Below are 15,767 nucleotides of genomic sequence, written 5' to 3'. Positions count from 1 at the left end.
ATTAACCCGCGGTATGAAAGCTGTATTGGTGTCGCAGTTTTTTTCGGCTTTTGCCGATAATGCGTTGTTGTTTGCGATCCTGGCGCAATTGAAAGCCCAGTTTTATCCTGACTGGAGTCAGCCGATATTACAGATAGTGTTTGTCTTGGCATATATCCTATTGGCGCCTTTTGTGGGACAAATTGCTGATCGTTTCCCGAAAAATCGTGTGATGTTGTTTGCTAATAGCCTAAAGTTGTTGGGCGCGTTTACTATTTGCTTGGGATATGATCCATTTCTGGGTTATGCCTTGGTGGGCGTGGGGGCTGCATCATATTCACCGGCTAAATATGGCATCTTGGTTGAATTGACCGATGGTGATCGTTTAGTAAAGGCTAATGGTTTGATGGAAGCTTCAACGATAATTGCCATTCTTACGGGCTCTGTTGCTGGCGGTTTTTTGTCTGATTGGAATTTGGCTGTCGCACTGCTTGCTTGTGCACTGATGTATGGTATCGCTGTTGTCGCTAATTTCTTTATCCCTCGATTATCGGCGGTGCGTCAGGATAAAGGCTGGAATCTGAAAAAGGTGCTGACAGACTTTGCTTCATCCTGTTGTATTCTTTGGCATAACAAAGGAGCTCGATTTTCTTTAATTGGCACGAGTTTGTTCTGGGGTGCGGGTATAACATTGAGATTCCTATTGGTCTTATGGGTACCGGTTGTTCTGGGAGTTTCTGACAATAGCACGCCGACAATACTTAATGTGATGGTTGCTGTCGGCATTATTATTGGTGCAGGTATTGCTGCCCGTTTCATCACCCTTAAAACAGTCCACCGTTGTATGCCTGCTGGTGTTTTAATCGGCGTGATGGTGGTCATTTTTGCTGTTCAGCAAAGTATTTGGGCTTCCTACGTCTTATTAATCATTCTCGGTATTTTTGGCGGTTTGTTTATTGTTCCACTGAATGCATTATTGCAGGAAAGTGGCAGACAAACGACTGGGGCCGGTTATGCAATTGCAGTCCAGAATTTGGGTGAGAATATCGCCATGTTATTGATGCTTGGCTTGTATTCATTGGTTATTAAAATAGGCGTCCCGGTTGTTACAACAGGGATAGGCTTTGGTACTCTGTTGGCGTTGACAATCACGAGTTTGTGGATTTGGAACCGGTTTCAAAGAAATGGATCTTTTACCGGATAAAGAGAGTGTTATGAGTGAAAAAATTCTGACTCAGCTTAGTATTGAACTGGGGGAGAAGCTGAGACAGCAAAAACTGTGGGTGACCTGTGCTGAATCTTGCACCGGTGGCTGGTTGGCGAAAACAATTTCAGATATTGCCGGTAGCTCTGCTTATTTTGACCGAAGCTTTGTGACATACAGTAATAAAGCTAAGCATCAGATGCTTGGTGTGTCAGAAGCTGTTTTACAGCAACATGGGGCTGTCAGTGAACAGGTTGTGAGAGAAATGGCCGTAGGGGCACTGAAAGCCGCGCAGGCAGATCTGGCGGTTTCGGTCAGTGGCATTGCCGGGCCTGATGGCGGCAGCGAAGAAAAACCTGTTGGTACAGTGTGGTTTGGGTTTGCATATCTAACGGTAAATGGGGTAGAAGTTGTATCCCGCCGTTGTTGTTTTAATGGTGATCGAAATGAAGTACGCTTTCAAGCTGTCATTTATTCTCTGAAAACATTGTTATCAGAGATTATATACCCTATGGATTTCAAGATGGATCGCGACGGCAAGGGAGTGAATCCCCGGGAGCATAGGTAACGATGTGACCGAGGTGAGCGAGTGCAGCCAACAAAGAGGCAACTTGAAAGATAACGGGTATAAAAAATTAACTTGATGCTGTATGATTATACAGTATAATTGTAGGCAACATTTCAGTATTAAAAATTATTCATCGGCAGTGAGAGAGCCCTTTCATTGCTTACGAGGGAGTAAAAATGGCTATTGATGAAAATAAACAAAAAGCACTAGCAGCGGCACTAGGCCAAATTGAAAAACAGTTTGGTAAAGGTTCCATCATGCGTTTGGGCGAAGACCGTTCAATGGACGTTGAAACTATCTCCACGGGTTCATTGTCACTGGATATTGCATTAGGTGCTGGTGGCCTGCCGATGGGGCGTATTGTTGAAATCTATGGCCCGGAATCTTCTGGTAAGACAACGCTGACATTACAGGTGATTGCTGCGGCACAACGTGAAGGTAAAACCTGTGCGTTTATTGATGCTGAACACGCTCTTGATCCTATCTATGCTAAGAAGTTGGGTGTTGATATTGACAACCTGTTGTGTTCTCAACCCGATACGGGGGAACAGGCTCTTGAGATCTGTGATGCGTTGACACGTTCCGGCGCTGTTGATGTCATTATCGTAGACTCCGTTGCTGCCTTAACACCAAAAGCCGAAATTGAAGGGGAAATTGGCGATTCTCATATGGGGCTGGCAGCTCGAATGATGAGTCAGGCAATGCGCAAACTGGCCGGTAACTTGAAAAGCTCCAATACGTTGTTGATCTTTATCAACCAGATTCGTATGAAAATTGGTGTCATGTTTGGTAACCCTGAAACTACCACCGGTGGTAACGCGCTGAAATTCTATGCTTCTGTTCGTCTGGATATTCGCCGCATTGGTTCTGTGAAAAATGGCGAAGAGGTCGTTGGTAGCGAGACCCGTGTTAAGGTGGTAAAAAACAAAGTGGCAGCGCCATTTAAGCAAGCAGAATTCCAGATTATGTATGGCGAAGGCATTAACACTTATGGTGAATTAATCGATTTAGGTGTGAAGCATAAATTGGTGGAAAAAGCAGGCGCATGGTACAGCTATAATGGCGATAAAATTGGTCAAGGCAAAGCGAATGCGACCATCTACCTGAAAGAACATCCTGAAGTTGCTACTGAACTGGATAAAAAATTACGTGAAATGCTGTTGCACAATGCCGGCGAATTCAATAGTGCTGCTTCTGATTATGAAGCCAATGAAAACGAAGAGATGAATAACGAAGAATTCTAATCTAATAATATCGGTAGTCTCTATTCTTGTATTCAAAGCTGTAAAAGTTTTGTCATCAAACTTATACCGCGTTAATAATGACGCGGTTTCTTCTCTCCGAAAGCGAGTATTATCCATATTATGCGATCATGCTTTCAGAAAATACCTAGACGATTTACAATGCTGCCAGCGAATGGATGTATATGGGATTTTATACCTTATGGATTTCAAGATGCATCGCGACGGCAAGGGGGTGAGAGAGTGCAGCCAACAAAGAGGCAACTTGAAAGATGACGGGTATACTTCTAATAGAAGAACTTTTATCTTATCCCCACTTTGTTTATTCGTGAGTTGAAAATAGGTGATGGAATATCCCACCTAACCAATTCATAAATCTGTTTTTTCCAGCTTGATTTTGGGACAATTATGAGCAAAAGCACCGCTGAGATCCGTCAAGCGTTTCTCGACTTTTTTCATACTAAAGGGCATCAAGTCGTACCAAGTAGTTCTTTGGTGCCAAATAATGACCCAACACTGCTGTTTACCAACGCAGGGATGAACCAGTTTAAGGATGTCTTTCTTGGACAGGACAAAAGATCTTACTCCCGAGCAACAACTGCTCAGCGCTGTGTTCGTGCTGGTGGTAAACATAATGATTTAGAAAATGTAGGTTATACCGCACGCCATCATACTTTCTTTGAGATGCTGGGTAATTTTAGTTTTGGCGACTATTTCAAACATGATGCTATTAGTTATGCTTGGGAACTTCTGACGGGTAAAGATTGGTTTAATTTGCCTAAAGAAAAATTATGGGTGACTGTCTATCAGACAGATAATGAAGCCTATGATATCTGGAAGAATGAAGTCGGAATACCAGCAGAAAGAATTATCCGCATTGGTGATAACAAAGGTGCACCTTATGCATCGGATAACTTCTGGCAAATGGGTGATACTGGTCCTTGTGGCCCTTGCACTGAAATTTTTTATGATCATGGTGAGCATATCTGGGGTGGGCCGCCAGGAAGCCCGGAGGAAGATGGTGACAGATATATTGAAATCTGGAATATCGTCTTTATGCAGTTCAATCGTCATGCCGATGGCACGATGGAGCCGTTGCCAAAACCATCCGTAGATACGGGGATGGGGCTGGAGCGTATCACTGCTGTATTGCAGCACGTCAATTCTAATTATGAGATTGATCTGTTCCGTGATTTGATTACAGTTGTTGCTAATGTCACTGGTGCTACAGATGATCTGAGTAATAAATCTCTGCGGGTTATTGCTGATCACATTCGTTCATGTGCATTTTTGATTTGTGATGGTGTTGTTCCTTCTAATGAAAACCGTGGTTATGTTCTGCGTCGTATTATCCGCCGAGCTATCCGTCACGGTAACATGTTGGGGGCTAAAGATACCTTCTTCTATAAACTGGTTGCGCCATTGCTAGAAGTGATGGGCGCGGCGGGAGAAGAGCTTAAACGCCAGCAAGCAGTTGTTGAGCAGATCTTGAAAACAGAAGAAGAGCAGTTTGCTCGTACGCTGGAACGTGGTCTTCAATTATTAGACGATGAACTCGCAAAACTGTCCGGTGATATTCTGGATGGCGAAACGGCTTTCCGTTTGTATGATACCTATGGTTTCCCTGTGGATTTAACCGCTGATGTTTGCCGTGAGCGTAATATTAGCGTTGATGAAGCGGGATTTGCAGTGGCAATGGAAAATCAGCGTCGTCGAGCCCGTGAATCAAGTGGTTTCGGTACTAATTATAATGAATTGATCAAAGTTGATGAACGCAGCGATTTCTCTGGTTACGATCATAACGAACAGCAGGCAACAGTAACTGCTATCTTCCGTAATGGTGAATCAGTGAATCAAATTCAAGCAGGTGAAGAAGCGATTGTTATACTGGATAAGACCGCTTTTTATGCTGAATCCGGTGGACAAGTTGGTGACTCGGGTATTCTGAGTAATACCAATTGTGCTTTTTGTGTTATTGATACACAAAAATATGGTCAGGCTATTGGTCATATTGGTAAGCTTGAAAAAGGTATCTTAAGTGTAAACCATAACATCAATGCGGTTATTGATATTGAACGTCGTGATGCCATTCGTTTGAATCACTCAGCAACCCATCTGTTACATGCTGCATTACGTCAAATTTTGGGTGAGCACGTATCACAGAAAGGCTCTCTGGTTAACGATAAATACCTTCGCTTTGATTTTTCTCACTTTGAAGCGATGAAACCAGAACAGATCCGTCAGGTTGAAGATTTGGTTAATGCCGAAGTTCGTCAAAATTCACCTGTTGTTACTGAATTGATGGATCTGGAAACAGCAAAAGCTAAAGGTGCAATGGCACTGTTTGGTGAAAAATACGAAGAGCAAGTCCGTGTACTGTCAATGGGGGATTTTTCCACTGAATTATGTGGAGGGACTCACGCAAATCGTACCGGCGATATTGGCTTGTTCCGTATTATTGCTGAATCTGGAACGGCTGCGGGTATCCGTAGGATCGAAGCAATTACAGGTAAAAAAGCGTTGGAATCTGTACATCAACAGGTTGATTTACTTCAGGATATTGCTCAATTGGTGAAAAGTGATATTCATAGCCTGAGTGAAAAAGTGCGGGTGACACTGGATAGAACCAAAGCGTTGGAAAAAGAGCTTCAACAGCTTAAAGATCAACAGGCTGCACAAGAGAGCTCTTCTTTAGCAAGCAAAGCGAAAGAAGTGAAGGGTGTGAAGTTGTTGGTCAGTCAGTTAAGCAATACAGAGCCTAAGATGTTGAGAACGATGGTTGATGATCTGAAAAATCAACTAGGTTCAGCAATTATTGTGCTTTCCGCTATAAGTGATGATAAAGTCAGCTTAATTGTTGGGGTCACAAAGGATCTGACGGCTCAAATAAAAGCAGGTGAGTTAATTTCTTCTGTAGCTCAGCAAATCGGTGGTAAAGGCGGTGGTCGCCCTGATATGGCCCAAGCAGGTGGTTCTGATATTGAAGCGTTACCTTCTGCTTTGGATAGCGTGGAAGAGTGGGTAGTATCGCGGCTATAAGCGGTATTACCTGAGTTTAGAGGGCACCATAGAGCTGTTTTTATGGTGCCTTGAAATCTTGTTGTGAAATTGTTAAAAGGTTAAGCGCATATTTATTTATTTTGGCTAAACTATATAGATAGGAAATGCGCTTAAAATTGCTTATACTTTAAGCATATACCATTGTTTTACGTTTTCACGGTGTTTGATGGATAATAGCGGGGAAACCGAAAGACCCGACTCTTTTAAATTTTCAAGGAGCAAAGAATGCTTATTCTGACTCGTCGAGTTGGTGAAACGCTCATGATAGGCGATGAGGTAACAGTTACAGTACTAGGGGTTAAAGGTAACCAAGTTCGTATTGGTGTAAATGCCCCTAAAGAAGTTTCTGTTCACCGTGAAGAAATTTATCAGCGGATTCAGGCCGAAAAATCTCAGCCAACAACTTATTGACTCTAAGTTGGCGTCCTATTTCTGTCGAACCGGGCGCCATTTTTGAGGAATCTCACCTCTGTTGGTATTTTTTGTCGTGCTAATTTCTTAAACTCTTGTCTATTTTCCCATCTTTTTTGTTTTTCTATCGTAAGAACAGAGTGTTCCTACCATGTTATTGTGGCGAATAATGATTTGCATGCACTTTAATTGAAGGTGTAATAGTTTGCTGCTGATAAAGTACACTTTTTGGTTTCAAACTACACATCTTGTGTGTGAAGTGTTCAAACAAACACAGGTTTAGAAAAATTGTTTGACTTATAAGTCTGGGAAAGTAATATGTGCGCCACGCAGTGACGAGGAGCTTAAACGAAAGTTCTGAGTCGCGATTCGAAAGAAAGCGTACGGTGAGATGGCCGAGAGGCTGAAGGCGCTCCCCTGCTAAGGGAGTATGCGGTCAAAAGCTGCATCGAGGGTTCGAATCCCTCTCTCACCGCCATTTAAACCACGCATCCATAGCTCAGCTGGATAGAGTACTCGGCTACGAACCGAGCGGTCGGAGGTTCGAATCCTTCTGGATGCGCCATATTTAACCTTAAGATGAAGTCATCTGAGGTGCTATTTAGGTAATCGAAGCAACTACTGCCTTTTGCCCGAGTGAAAAACTGAACACGCATCCATAGCTCAGCTGGATAGAGTACTCGGCTACGAACCGAGCGGTCGGAGGTTCGAATCCTTCTGGATGCGCCAATTTAACCTTGAGATGAAACCATCCGAGGCAGCATTTAGGTAATCGAAGCAACTGCTATCTTTTACCAGAGTAAAAAACTGAACATGCATCCATAGCTCAGCTGGATAGAGTACTCGGCTACGAACCGAGCGGTCGGAGGTTCGAATCCTTCTGGATGCGCCATACCAAGCCCTGCTTAAACAGCAGGGCTTTTTCTTTTCTACCCTGTATTGCCGGTAACCAACCTGCCCTCGGTATGACGCTGAAATATTTTTGCTTATCTATCTAATCAGCGACAATTTGGCTTGTTTAAGATAAAGTAAACCCTTATAAAAATTCTTCTAAAACACTACGGGAGGTCGAATTGATCCCGGACGTATCAAAGGCTCTATCATGGCTAGAGGCGCATCCGACAATTTTAAAGGGAATTCGTCGCGGTGTTGAACGTGAAACATTGCGTATCACTTCAGATGGTAGTTTAGCCATAACAGAACATCCTAAAACACTTGGTGCAGCGCTTACGCATAAATGGATTACTACTGATTTTGCTGAGTCATTGTTGGAATTCATAACACCAGTTGGTGATGATATAAAATATACGATTTCTTTTCTTGGCGATATTCATCGTCACACGGCGCGTGTGCTGGACAAAGAAAAAATGTGGCCATTAAGTATGCCATGCTTTATTGATGCGGAAGAGAACATCACTTTGGCTCAATATGGTGCATCGAATGTTGGTCGCTATAAGACCTTATACCGTGAAGGTCTGAAAAATCGTTATGGCGCGTTGATGCAGACCATATCCGGGGTTCATTATAATTTTTCATTGCCAATTGAGTTTTGGCGTGCCTGGGCTGGTGTTGAAGATGCAGAGAGTGGTAAAGAACAGATCTCTAATGGTTATTTCCGCTTGATCCGTAACTATTATCGCTTTGGATGGGTGATCCCATATTTGTTTGGTGCTTCTCCGGCAATTTGTTCCTCGTTCTTACGTGGAAGAGAGACTTCTTTTCTTTTTGAACGGACAGAAGATGGAACTTGTTATCTGCCTTATGCGACTTCACTAAGAATGAGTAATTTGGGGTACACCAATAAATCACAGAGCGATCTGAATATTACGTTTAATAACCTACATACTTATATTGAAGGGCTGAAAAAAGCGATTCACAAGCCATCTGACGAGTTTGCTAAGTTGGGCACTAAGCAAGGTGATAAATATATTCAGCTCAATACCAACGTCTTACAAATTGAAAATGAATTGTATGCGCCAATCCGACCTAAGCGTGTCACTAGAGGGAATGAATCGCCTTCTGATGCTTTGTTGCGTGGGGGCGTGGAATATATCGAAGTTCGTTCATTGGATATTAATCCATTTGCTGCGATTGGTGTCAATGAGACACAAATTCGTTTTCTTGACCTATTCTTAATATGGTGTGTGCTTGCCGAAGCGCCGGAAATGGGCAGTGATGAATTAGAGTGTTGCCGTAAGAATTGGGATAGAGTGATCCTTGAAGGGCGTAAACCAGAGCAAAAGATTGGCTTGGGTTGTGGAAGTGTGGAAGAACCGCTAGTAAAAGTTGGCAAAAAGTTATTTAGTGACTTGAAACGGGTTGCCGCAATATTGGATAGTTGTTCTGGCACACAGTATCAAAAGGTTTGCGAAGAATTAATTGCTATGTTTGATGATTCATCACTGACTTTATCGGCCCGTGTGCTGGAAAAAGTGAAGAGCCAGGGCATTGGTGGTTTTGGACTGGAACTAGCAGATGAATACCGCCAGCAACTGATCAATGAGAAATATGAGGTTATTAGCGACGAGCAGTTCGCTATAGAACGCAGGGCCTCCGTAGAGCGACAAGACGCATTGGAACGTGAGGATACGATGAGTTTTGATGAGTATCTGAAACATCTGAAACAACAAATAGGATACTAGAAAAAATGGCCACAAGTAAAAGTGGCCAAATGGGATTTTCTAGAGAATAGGGATAATAATTACGCGTCTTTCATTCTTTACGACCGGTGGCAGATGAAAAAGTTTCATTTGCTTGAAGAAAAATCTGAATTTTTTGTGGAGATAAAGAAATGCCTTTACTGGATAGTTTTACTGTTGACCATACTCGTATGAATGCGCCAGCCGTCAGAGTTGCTAAGACTATGAAAACGCCTCATGGCGACACCATCACAGTTTTTGACTTACGTTTCTGTATACCCAATAAACAGGTTATGCCTGAAAAGGGTATTCATACACTTGAGCATTTGTTCGCTGGTTTTATGCGCAATCACCTCAATGGTGAGGGTGTTGAAATTATTGATATATCGCCAATGGGATGTCGAACAGGTTTTTATATGAGCTTGATTGGCGCCCCGGCGGAAATACGCGTTGCAGACGCATGGAAAGCGGCTATGGCTGATGTCTTGAAAGTGAAAGATCAGAGCCAGATCCCAGAACTAAATATTTATCAATGTGGTACTTATCACATGCATTCACTGACAGAAGCTCAGGATATTGCCCGTCATATTCTTGATTCAGACGTCCTCGTTAATAAGAATGACGAGTTGGCATTGCCAGAAGAAAAACTGACCGAATTGAAAGTGTAGTTCCATAGCAGTGATAATATTTCGGGTTCCTGAGATGAAGTATTAACAGGAATTTGCCGTTGGAGGTGCGCCTCCAGCGGCGTCAATTTTCCGCCTCGATTTAAAGGGCTTGTGTTTTTTGCTCAGGAAATTGGCTAATGGGAGTGACTCGAACTTGTTTAATGACATTATCGTTGACTGAAAGTACTTCAAAATTATATTTGCCGATTTGCACTTGTACATTAAGTGCGGGTATTTCTCCTAATTCTTCAAGCACCATACCATTAACCGTTCGTGGCCCATCAACAGGCAATGCCCAGTTAAAGGCTTTATTTAATTCGCGGATGTTGGCGGTCCCGTCAATCAAAATAGTCCCATCGCTTTGTGGTGAAACTTCTTCTGCCAGAGAAGGAGACATTGATGTGGTAAAATCACCGACAATCTCTTCGAGGATATCTTCAACAGTGACCAGACCTTGAATATCACCGTATTCATCAACGATGAGCCCGGCTTTCTCCTTATTACGTTGGAAATTGACTAACTGGATATTAAGTGGTGTGCTGACGGGGACATAATAGATTTTATCTGCTGCTTTAATCAGGTTTCTTTTGATGAACTCTTTTTTTTCTGTCATCAGTCGGTAAGCTTCACGCACACGAAGCATGCCAATGGCATCATCAAGTGAATCACGGTAAAGCACGATCCGACCATGAGGTGAATGAGTTAATTGCCGTATGATGGATTTCCAGTCATCATTAATATCAATGCCAATAATTTCATTACGGGGAACCATAATGTCGCCGATTGTGACTTTTTCCAGATCTAAAATTGAAGTTAGCATAGCCTGATTTTGCTGTGATAGCTTGGCATTTGATTCATTCACAATAGTGCGAAGTTCATCTTTACTCATTGCGTGACTAGAGCCAGTAGGTTGTTTGATACCAAGGCAACGCATTAACAATAAAGTAATTTTATTTAGCACCCAGACCAACGGCAGCATGATTTTCTGTAACGGGCGGAGCAAAAAACTACTCGGAAAAGCGACTCTTTCAGGATAGAGGGCGGCTATCGTTTTTGGCATAACTTCAGAAAATATCAGTACGATAAACGTCAGAATACCGGTTGCAATAGCGACTCCGGCATCACCGTAAAGACGCATACCAATGATAGTAGCGAGTGCTGAAGCAAGAATATTAACCAGATTATTGCCGATGAGAATCAGACTGATGAGCTGCTCAGGATGACGAAGTAATGCTTCAACTCTGCGGGCAGAGTGGTTCCCTTGCTTTGCCAGATGACGTAAGCGATAACGATTCATTGTCATCATACCAGTCTCGGAGGCGGAGAAATAAGCTGAGACAATGACCATGATGATTAAAATAATCAGTAATGTGCTTGTTGAGACATGCTCCAAAACAGAATTCCTTCCAAGTATTGATTGAACATCATACTCCTAGTAAATCATGATTTCCTGCAATAATCGATTACCGAAATAGGCGAGTGTCAGGGTAAATGCGCCGATCAGGTTAAACCAGATAACGCGTTTACCGCGCCATCCATCATGGTAGTGACCCCATAATAAAACAATGTAAACAAACCATGCGATAATAGACAAAATTGCTTTATGGATGTTTTCGCTACTGAAAATATTATCCATGTAGAGGATGCCGGTGCAGAGCGTCAACGTTAGCAATATTACGCCAAGCTGAGTGATATGAAACATTTTGCGTTCAATGAACATTAATGGGGGCATATCTGGCGTAAAAGTGAGTTTTTTATTTTTAAGCTGATGATCCAACCACCCAAGCTGTAATGCATATAATGCCGCGATAAGTAAAGTCGCATAACCAAGAAGTGCCAACCCAATATGGATAGATAATTCAAAGCTCGCCTCTAGATGGGTAATGAATTCACCTGGCATAAGACTCGCTAAAACCAAATTTATCATGGAAAAACTGTAAACAATGGGTAGCAGGAACCAAGCACGGCCGTGAGAAGCGACAATTGTCATTATGATACAAGTAAGTAAACTGACGATAGAACCAAGGTTTAGGAGGGTGAGGTTTTGCCCGCTGCTGACGTGGAATATCTGGTGTTTAAGTGCAATAGCATGACAAATTAAAGCGACAATCGAGGAAAGTAATGCCAGCCTGCGGTATCCTTTCGGTTGCCGCAGCAAGCCGGGAATAATCAGTACCAGGCTGAATAAATAAGCGAATGAAGAAATTATAGAAAATACTGGCATAGCATTAGTCGTTTTAGCGATAGTTTTAGGGTGAATTAAAGCTTAAGTATACCGCCAGCAAGGATAGCCTCCAACCGTTGTTAATCATCGGTGTGAATCTCTGTGCAGAGATCCCTTTCCATCGTGTTATAATTTGCGGAATATGCCTTACAGGTAGCCCATTTTTAAAAATTGAGCAGAGACAATGTTTGATAATTTAACCGACAGACTATCGCGCACATTGCGCAATATCAGTGGCCGTGGGCGACTGACCGAAGATAATATTAAAGAGACACTGCGCGAAGTTCGCATGGCTTTACTTGAAGCTGACGTCGCATTACCTGTAGTGCGTGATTTTATTTCATGTGTTAAAGAGCGCGCGGTAGGCCACGAGGTTAATAAAAGCCTGACTCCCGGCCAAGAGTTTGTCAAAATTGTTCAGAATGAACTTGTTAAGGCGATGGGGGAAGTTAACAGTGAACTGAATCTTTCTACTCAGCCGCCTGCTGTCGTATTAATGGCGGGTCTACAAGGTGCAGGTAAAACGACCAGCGTTGCCAAGCTAGGTAGCTTTCTGAAAGGAAAACAGAAGAAAAAAGTTTTGGTGGTATCTGCTGACGTCTATCGTCCAGCGGCTATCAAACAGCTTGAAACCTTGGCGCAGGCAGTTGGTATTGATTTCTACCCTTCTGATGCTCAGGAAAAACCCGTTGATATCGTGACTCAAGCGGTACAGCACGCCAAATTGAAATTCTATGATGTGCTTTTGGTGGATACTGCGGGTCGTCTACATGTTGACGAAGCAATGATGGATGAAATCAAACAGGTTCATAAAGCCATCAATCCAGTAGAAACCCTATTTGTTGTTGATGCAATGACGGGGCAGGATGCGGCTAATACCGCGAAAGCTTTCAATGAAGCATTGCCACTGACGGGTATAGTGTTAACGAAAGTCGATGGTGATGCCCGTGGCGGTGCAGCGCTATCTATTCGTCATATTACTGGGAAGCCGATTAAATTCCTGGGTGTTGGTGAAAAAACGGATGCGTTGGAGCCATTCCATCCGGATCGTATTGCCTCTCGAATCCTTGGAATGGGCGATGTTCTCTCCCTGATTGAAGAGATTGAAAGTAAAGTCGATCGCACCCAGGCTGAAAAGCTGGCTTCTAAACTGAAGAAAGGTGACGGCTTCGATTTAAATGATTTTCTAGATCAGTTAAAGCAGATGCGTAACATGGGGGGAATGGCCAGCATGTTAAGCAAAATGCCGGGGATGTCTCAAGTGCCAGATGCAGTGAAATCCCAGATGGATGATAAAATTCTGGTGAAAATGGAAGCTATTATCAATTCTATGACGCGTAAAGAGCGACAAAAACCAGAAATAATCAAAGGTTCTCGTAAACGTCGTATTGCTAATGGTTCTGGCACTCAGGTCCAAGATGTTAACCGCTTGCTTAAACAATTCGACGAAATGCAGCGCATGATGAAAAAAATGAAGAAAGGCGGCTTGGCAAAAATGATGCGTGGCATGAAAGGCATGATGCCACCCGGATTTATGGGCCGTTAATCGATAAAGTCTCGAAGAATATCCACTTTGGATTGCTTTTTGCGCCAAAGTGAGTAAACTTTTCGGGCTTTTTATCTGATAACCGGACTTCGTTCCTCGATGAAGTCTGGTTGTTTTGTTAACTAATGAGGATGTTATGGTAACAATTCGTTTAGCTCGTGGCGGCGCCAAAAAGCGTCCGTTTTACCAAGTAGTCGTGACCGATAGCCGCAGCCCGCGTGATGGTCGCTTTATCGAGCGCGTTGGCTTCTTCAACCCTATTGCAACAGGGAAAGCAGAAGTATTGCGTTTAGATCTGGACCGTATTGAACATTGGATTGGTCTGGGTGCAACTGTGTCTGATCGTGTTTCTACACTGATCAAAGACGCTAAAAAAGCAGCTTAATCTGTCGCGGTGGTAACTATGAGCAAGCAAACCTGTTTTGAACCGCCTGTAAACCCAATTGTATTGGGAAAATTAGGTTCAACTTATGGTATTCGTGGTTGGCTCAGAGTTTTTTCTTCCACCGAACATGCCGAAGACATTTTTGAGTATCAACCGTGGTTTATTCAACGGGCAGGCCGGTGGCAACACATCGAACTAGAAACCTGGAAACACCACAATCAGGATATGATCATCAAAATTAAAGGTATTGATGATCTGGATGCTGCGAATTTACTGACTAATTGCGAAATTATTGTAGATTCAGAACAACTGCCAGAGCTGGATACGGGTGATTACTACTGGAAAGACTTAATAGGCTGCCAGGTAATCAGCACAGCAGGTTATAACTTGGGGACTGTCAATGACATGATGGAAACCGGTTCTAACGACGTAATGGTAATTAAAGCAAACCTGAAAGATGCATTCGGTATCAAGGAACGGCTAATTCCGTTTCTTGATGGGCAGGTTATCAAGAAAGTCGATCTCGCTACTAAAACCATTGAAGTAGATTGGGATCCTGGTTTTTAAACTCCGGTTATAAGCGGTTGAAATGAGTGGGACGCGATAATGTGGATTGGGGTTATTAGCCTGTTTCCTGAAATGTTCCGCGCAATAACCGATTATGGGGTAACTGGCCGGGCAGTGAAAAATGGCCTGTTAAGTATTGAATGCTGGAATCCACGGGATTTTACCTATGACCGGCATCGTACCGTTGACGATCGACCTTATGGCGGTGGTCCAGGCATGTTGATGATGGTTCAGCCTTTACGGGAAGCCATTCATGCAGCAAAAACTGCGGCAGGCGAAGGTGCAAAAGTGATTTATCTTTCACCTCAGGGACGCAAACTCAACCAACAAGGGGTTTGTGAGCTGGCAACAAATGAAAAACTGATTTTGATTTGTGGCCGCTATGAAGGGATAGATGAGCGAGTGATCCAAACCGAGATTGACGAAGAGTGGTCTATTGGTGATTACGTGCTCAGCGGTGGTGAAATCCCTGCAATGACGATGATTGACTCAGTTTCTCGGTTCATTCCGGGCGTTCTGGGGCATCAGGCATCAGCGGAGGAGGACTCTTTTGCTGATGGATTGCTGGATTGTCCGCACTATACTCGCCCGGAGGTATTAGATGGTATGGAAGTTCCACCAGTGTTGCTGTCTGGAAATCATGCTGAAATTAATCGCTGGCGGATGAAACAATCGCTTGGCCGGACCTGGCTTAGAAGACCTGAACTTCTGGAAAACCTAGCTCTGACTGACGAGCAAAGGATATTGCTAACAGAGTTCCAACGGGAACATCTAACTGAAGCAACTAATTAATCCAGACATATCCCCGAAGGGAATGTCTCTGATATATCAGTTTACCTAGGGTAAGAGAATTATTATGAGCAACATTATTAAACAACTTGAACAAGAGCAGATGAAGCAAGACGTACCTTCATTCCGTCCGGGTGACACCGTGGAAGTTAAGGTATGGGTCGTAGAAGGTGCTAAGAAACGTCTGCAGGCATTCGAGGGCGTGGTTATCGCTATCCGTAACCGCGGTCTGCACTCTGCATTCACTGTTCGCAAAGTTTCTAACGGCGAAGGTGTTGAGCGTGTATTCCAGACTCACTCCCCAGTCGTAGACAGCATTAGCGTTAAACGTCGTGGTGCTGTTCGTAGAGCTAAATTGTACTATCTGCGTGAGCGTTCTGGTAAAGCTGCTCGTATTAAAGAGCGTCTGAACAGTAAATAATACGCTTTCGTTACATCCGAAAGTTATCATTAAAGAGGTCAGCCATTGCTGGCCTCTTTTTTTTA

Annotated in this window: 15 protein-coding genes and 4 tRNA genes; 17 read left to right on the top strand and 2 right to left on the bottom strand. The window is 43.3% G+C overall.

Annotated elements, in window-relative coordinates:
- Nucleotides 1-13 precede the first annotated feature (13 nt).
- From lplT to luxS, 12 genes are all read left to right on the top strand, one after another.
- Nucleotides 14-1,183: a lysophospholipid transporter LplT gene (gene lplT / locus LGZ98_RS15065; RefSeq protein WP_191214956.1), complete on the top strand. Its 1,170-nt coding sequence runs from the start codon at nucleotides 14-16 to the stop codon at nucleotides 1,181-1,183.
- Between the two features lie 10 nt (nucleotides 1,184-1,193).
- The gene (gene pncC / locus LGZ98_RS15060) at nucleotides 1,194-1,751 is read left to right on the top strand and encodes a nicotinamide-nucleotide amidase (RefSeq protein ID WP_262978240.1); all 558 of its coding nucleotides are present in this window, start codon (nucleotides 1,194-1,196) and stop codon (nucleotides 1,749-1,751) included.
- Nucleotides 1,752-1,927: 176 nt separating this feature from the next.
- Nucleotides 1,928-2,995, top strand: coding sequence for a recombinase RecA (gene recA, locus LGZ98_RS15055; RefSeq protein WP_112878357.1), 1,068 nt, complete (start codon nucleotides 1,928-1,930; stop codon nucleotides 2,993-2,995).
- Between the two features lie 211 nt (nucleotides 2,996-3,206).
- Entirely contained in the window at nucleotides 3,207-3,329 is a 123-nt protein-coding gene (locus LGZ98_RS15050; protein WP_262978239.1) for a hypothetical protein, read from the top strand.
- Between the two features lie 71 nt (nucleotides 3,330-3,400).
- Complete coding sequence (gene alaS / locus LGZ98_RS15045) at nucleotides 3,401-6,031, top strand: alanine--tRNA ligase (protein ID WP_113043894.1); 2,631 nt, start codon at nucleotides 3,401-3,403, stop codon at nucleotides 6,029-6,031.
- A gap of 246 nt (nucleotides 6,032-6,277) precedes the next feature.
- Nucleotides 6,278-6,463, top strand: a complete 186-nt coding sequence (csrA, locus tag LGZ98_RS15040) for a carbon storage regulator CsrA (protein ID WP_002209449.1) — start codon at nucleotides 6,278-6,280, stop codon at nucleotides 6,461-6,463.
- A 385-nt stretch (nucleotides 6,464-6,848) separates the two neighbouring features.
- Nucleotides 6,849-6,941 (top strand) — tRNA-Ser (locus LGZ98_RS15035).
- A 10-nt stretch (nucleotides 6,942-6,951) separates the two neighbouring features.
- Nucleotides 6,952-7,028, top strand: a tRNA-Arg gene (locus LGZ98_RS15030).
- 87 nt (nucleotides 7,029-7,115) lie between these two features.
- Nucleotides 7,116-7,192: transfer RNA gene (locus LGZ98_RS15025), tRNA-Arg, on the top strand.
- An 86-nt stretch (nucleotides 7,193-7,278) separates the two neighbouring features.
- Nucleotides 7,279-7,355 (top strand) — tRNA-Arg (locus tag LGZ98_RS15020).
- Between the two features lie 181 nt (nucleotides 7,356-7,536).
- Nucleotides 7,537-9,105: a glutamate--cysteine ligase gene (gshA, locus tag LGZ98_RS15015; RefSeq protein ID WP_113043895.1), complete on the top strand. Its 1,569-nt coding sequence runs from the start codon at nucleotides 7,537-7,539 to the stop codon at nucleotides 9,103-9,105.
- Between the two features lie 149 nt (nucleotides 9,106-9,254).
- A complete protein-coding gene (gene luxS, locus LGZ98_RS15010) occupies nucleotides 9,255-9,770 on the top strand; it encodes an S-ribosylhomocysteine lyase (protein ID WP_036814109.1) in 516 nt (171 codons plus the stop codon).
- A 100-nt stretch (nucleotides 9,771-9,870) separates the two neighbouring features.
- Here luxS and LGZ98_RS15005 read toward each other — a convergent pair whose 3' ends face one another.
- Together LGZ98_RS15005 and LGZ98_RS15000 are read right to left on the bottom strand one after the other, a co-directional pair.
- On the bottom strand, nucleotides 9,871-11,163 hold the full coding sequence (locus tag LGZ98_RS15005; protein ID WP_146748130.1) for an HlyC/CorC family transporter: 1,293 nt from the start codon (nucleotides 11,161-11,163) through the stop codon (nucleotides 9,871-9,873).
- A gap of 39 nt (nucleotides 11,164-11,202) precedes the next feature.
- Nucleotides 11,203-11,994 carry a cytochrome C assembly family protein gene (locus tag LGZ98_RS15000; protein WP_113043896.1) on the bottom strand — a complete coding sequence of 264 codons (792 nt, stop codon included), beginning with the start codon at nucleotides 11,992-11,994 and terminating at the stop codon, nucleotides 11,203-11,205.
- A 184-nt stretch (nucleotides 11,995-12,178) separates the two neighbouring features.
- Between LGZ98_RS15000 and ffh the strand changes: the two genes are divergently transcribed.
- The 5 genes from ffh (at nucleotide 12,179) to rplS (ending at nucleotide 15,702) form a co-directional block, all read left to right on the top strand.
- Complete coding sequence (gene ffh / locus LGZ98_RS14995; protein ID WP_113043897.1) at nucleotides 12,179-13,540, top strand: signal recognition particle protein; 1,362 nt, start codon at nucleotides 12,179-12,181, stop codon at nucleotides 13,538-13,540.
- A 136-nt stretch (nucleotides 13,541-13,676) separates the two neighbouring features.
- Nucleotides 13,677-13,925, top strand: coding sequence for a 30S ribosomal protein S16 (gene rpsP, locus LGZ98_RS14990; protein WP_015835325.1), 249 nt, complete (start codon nucleotides 13,677-13,679; stop codon nucleotides 13,923-13,925).
- A gap of 18 nt (nucleotides 13,926-13,943) precedes the next feature.
- Nucleotides 13,944-14,492 carry a ribosome maturation factor RimM gene (gene rimM / locus LGZ98_RS14985; protein WP_112878362.1) on the top strand — a complete coding sequence of 183 codons (549 nt, stop codon included), beginning with the start codon at nucleotides 13,944-13,946 and terminating at the stop codon, nucleotides 14,490-14,492.
- Between the two features lie 39 nt (nucleotides 14,493-14,531).
- Entirely contained in the window at nucleotides 14,532-15,284 is a 753-nt protein-coding gene (trmD, locus tag LGZ98_RS14980; protein WP_011145583.1) for a tRNA (guanosine(37)-N1)-methyltransferase TrmD, read from the top strand.
- A 64-nt stretch (nucleotides 15,285-15,348) separates the two neighbouring features.
- On the top strand, nucleotides 15,349-15,702 hold the full coding sequence (gene rplS, locus LGZ98_RS14975) for a 50S ribosomal protein L19 (RefSeq protein ID WP_112878363.1): 354 nt from the start codon (nucleotides 15,349-15,351) through the stop codon (nucleotides 15,700-15,702).
- The last annotated feature ends 65 nt before the right edge of the window (nucleotides 15,703-15,767 follow it).

Source organism: Photorhabdus kayaii (assembly GCF_025384895.1).
In the GTDB taxonomy this organism is placed as follows: Bacteria; Pseudomonadota; Gammaproteobacteria; order Enterobacterales; family Enterobacteriaceae; genus Photorhabdus; species Photorhabdus kayaii.
This window is presented reverse-complemented; position numbering and strand designations above follow the sequence as displayed.

What these genes read in the sequence shown, in the direction of transcription:
- lplT (WP_191214956.1), top strand. Translation starts at nt 14, where the DNA reads ATGAAAGCTGTATTGGTGTCGCAGTTTTTTTCGGCTTTTGCCGATAAT.
- pncC (WP_262978240.1), top strand. Translation starts at nt 1,194, where the DNA reads ATGAGTGAAAAAATTCTGACTCAGCTTAGTATTGAACTGGGGGAGAAG.
- recA (WP_112878357.1), top strand. Translation starts at nt 1,928, where the DNA reads ATGGCTATTGATGAAAATAAACAAAAAGCACTAGCAGCGGCACTAGGC.
- LGZ98_RS15050 (WP_262978239.1), top strand. Translation starts at nt 3,207, where the DNA reads ATGCATCGCGACGGCAAGGGGGTGAGAGAGTGCAGCCAACAAAGAGGC.
- alaS (WP_113043894.1), top strand. Translation starts at nt 3,401, where the DNA reads ATGAGCAAAAGCACCGCTGAGATCCGTCAAGCGTTTCTCGACTTTTTT.
- csrA (WP_002209449.1), top strand. Translation starts at nt 6,278, where the DNA reads ATGCTTATTCTGACTCGTCGAGTTGGTGAAACGCTCATGATAGGCGAT.
- luxS (WP_036814109.1), top strand. Translation starts at nt 9,255, where the DNA reads ATGCCTTTACTGGATAGTTTTACTGTTGACCATACTCGTATGAATGCG.
- LGZ98_RS15000 (WP_113043896.1), bottom strand. Translation starts at nt 11,994, where the DNA reads ATGCCAGTATTTTCTATAATTTCTTCATTCGCTTATTTATTCAGCCTG.
- ffh (WP_113043897.1), top strand. Translation starts at nt 12,179, where the DNA reads ATGTTTGATAATTTAACCGACAGACTATCGCGCACATTGCGCAATATC.
- rpsP (WP_015835325.1), top strand. Translation starts at nt 13,677, where the DNA reads ATGGTAACAATTCGTTTAGCTCGTGGCGGCGCCAAAAAGCGTCCGTTT.
- rimM (WP_112878362.1), top strand. Translation starts at nt 13,944, where the DNA reads ATGAGCAAGCAAACCTGTTTTGAACCGCCTGTAAACCCAATTGTATTG.
- trmD (WP_011145583.1), top strand. Translation starts at nt 14,532, where the DNA reads ATGTGGATTGGGGTTATTAGCCTGTTTCCTGAAATGTTCCGCGCAATA.
- rplS (WP_112878363.1), top strand. Translation starts at nt 15,349, where the DNA reads ATGAGCAACATTATTAAACAACTTGAACAAGAGCAGATGAAGCAAGAC.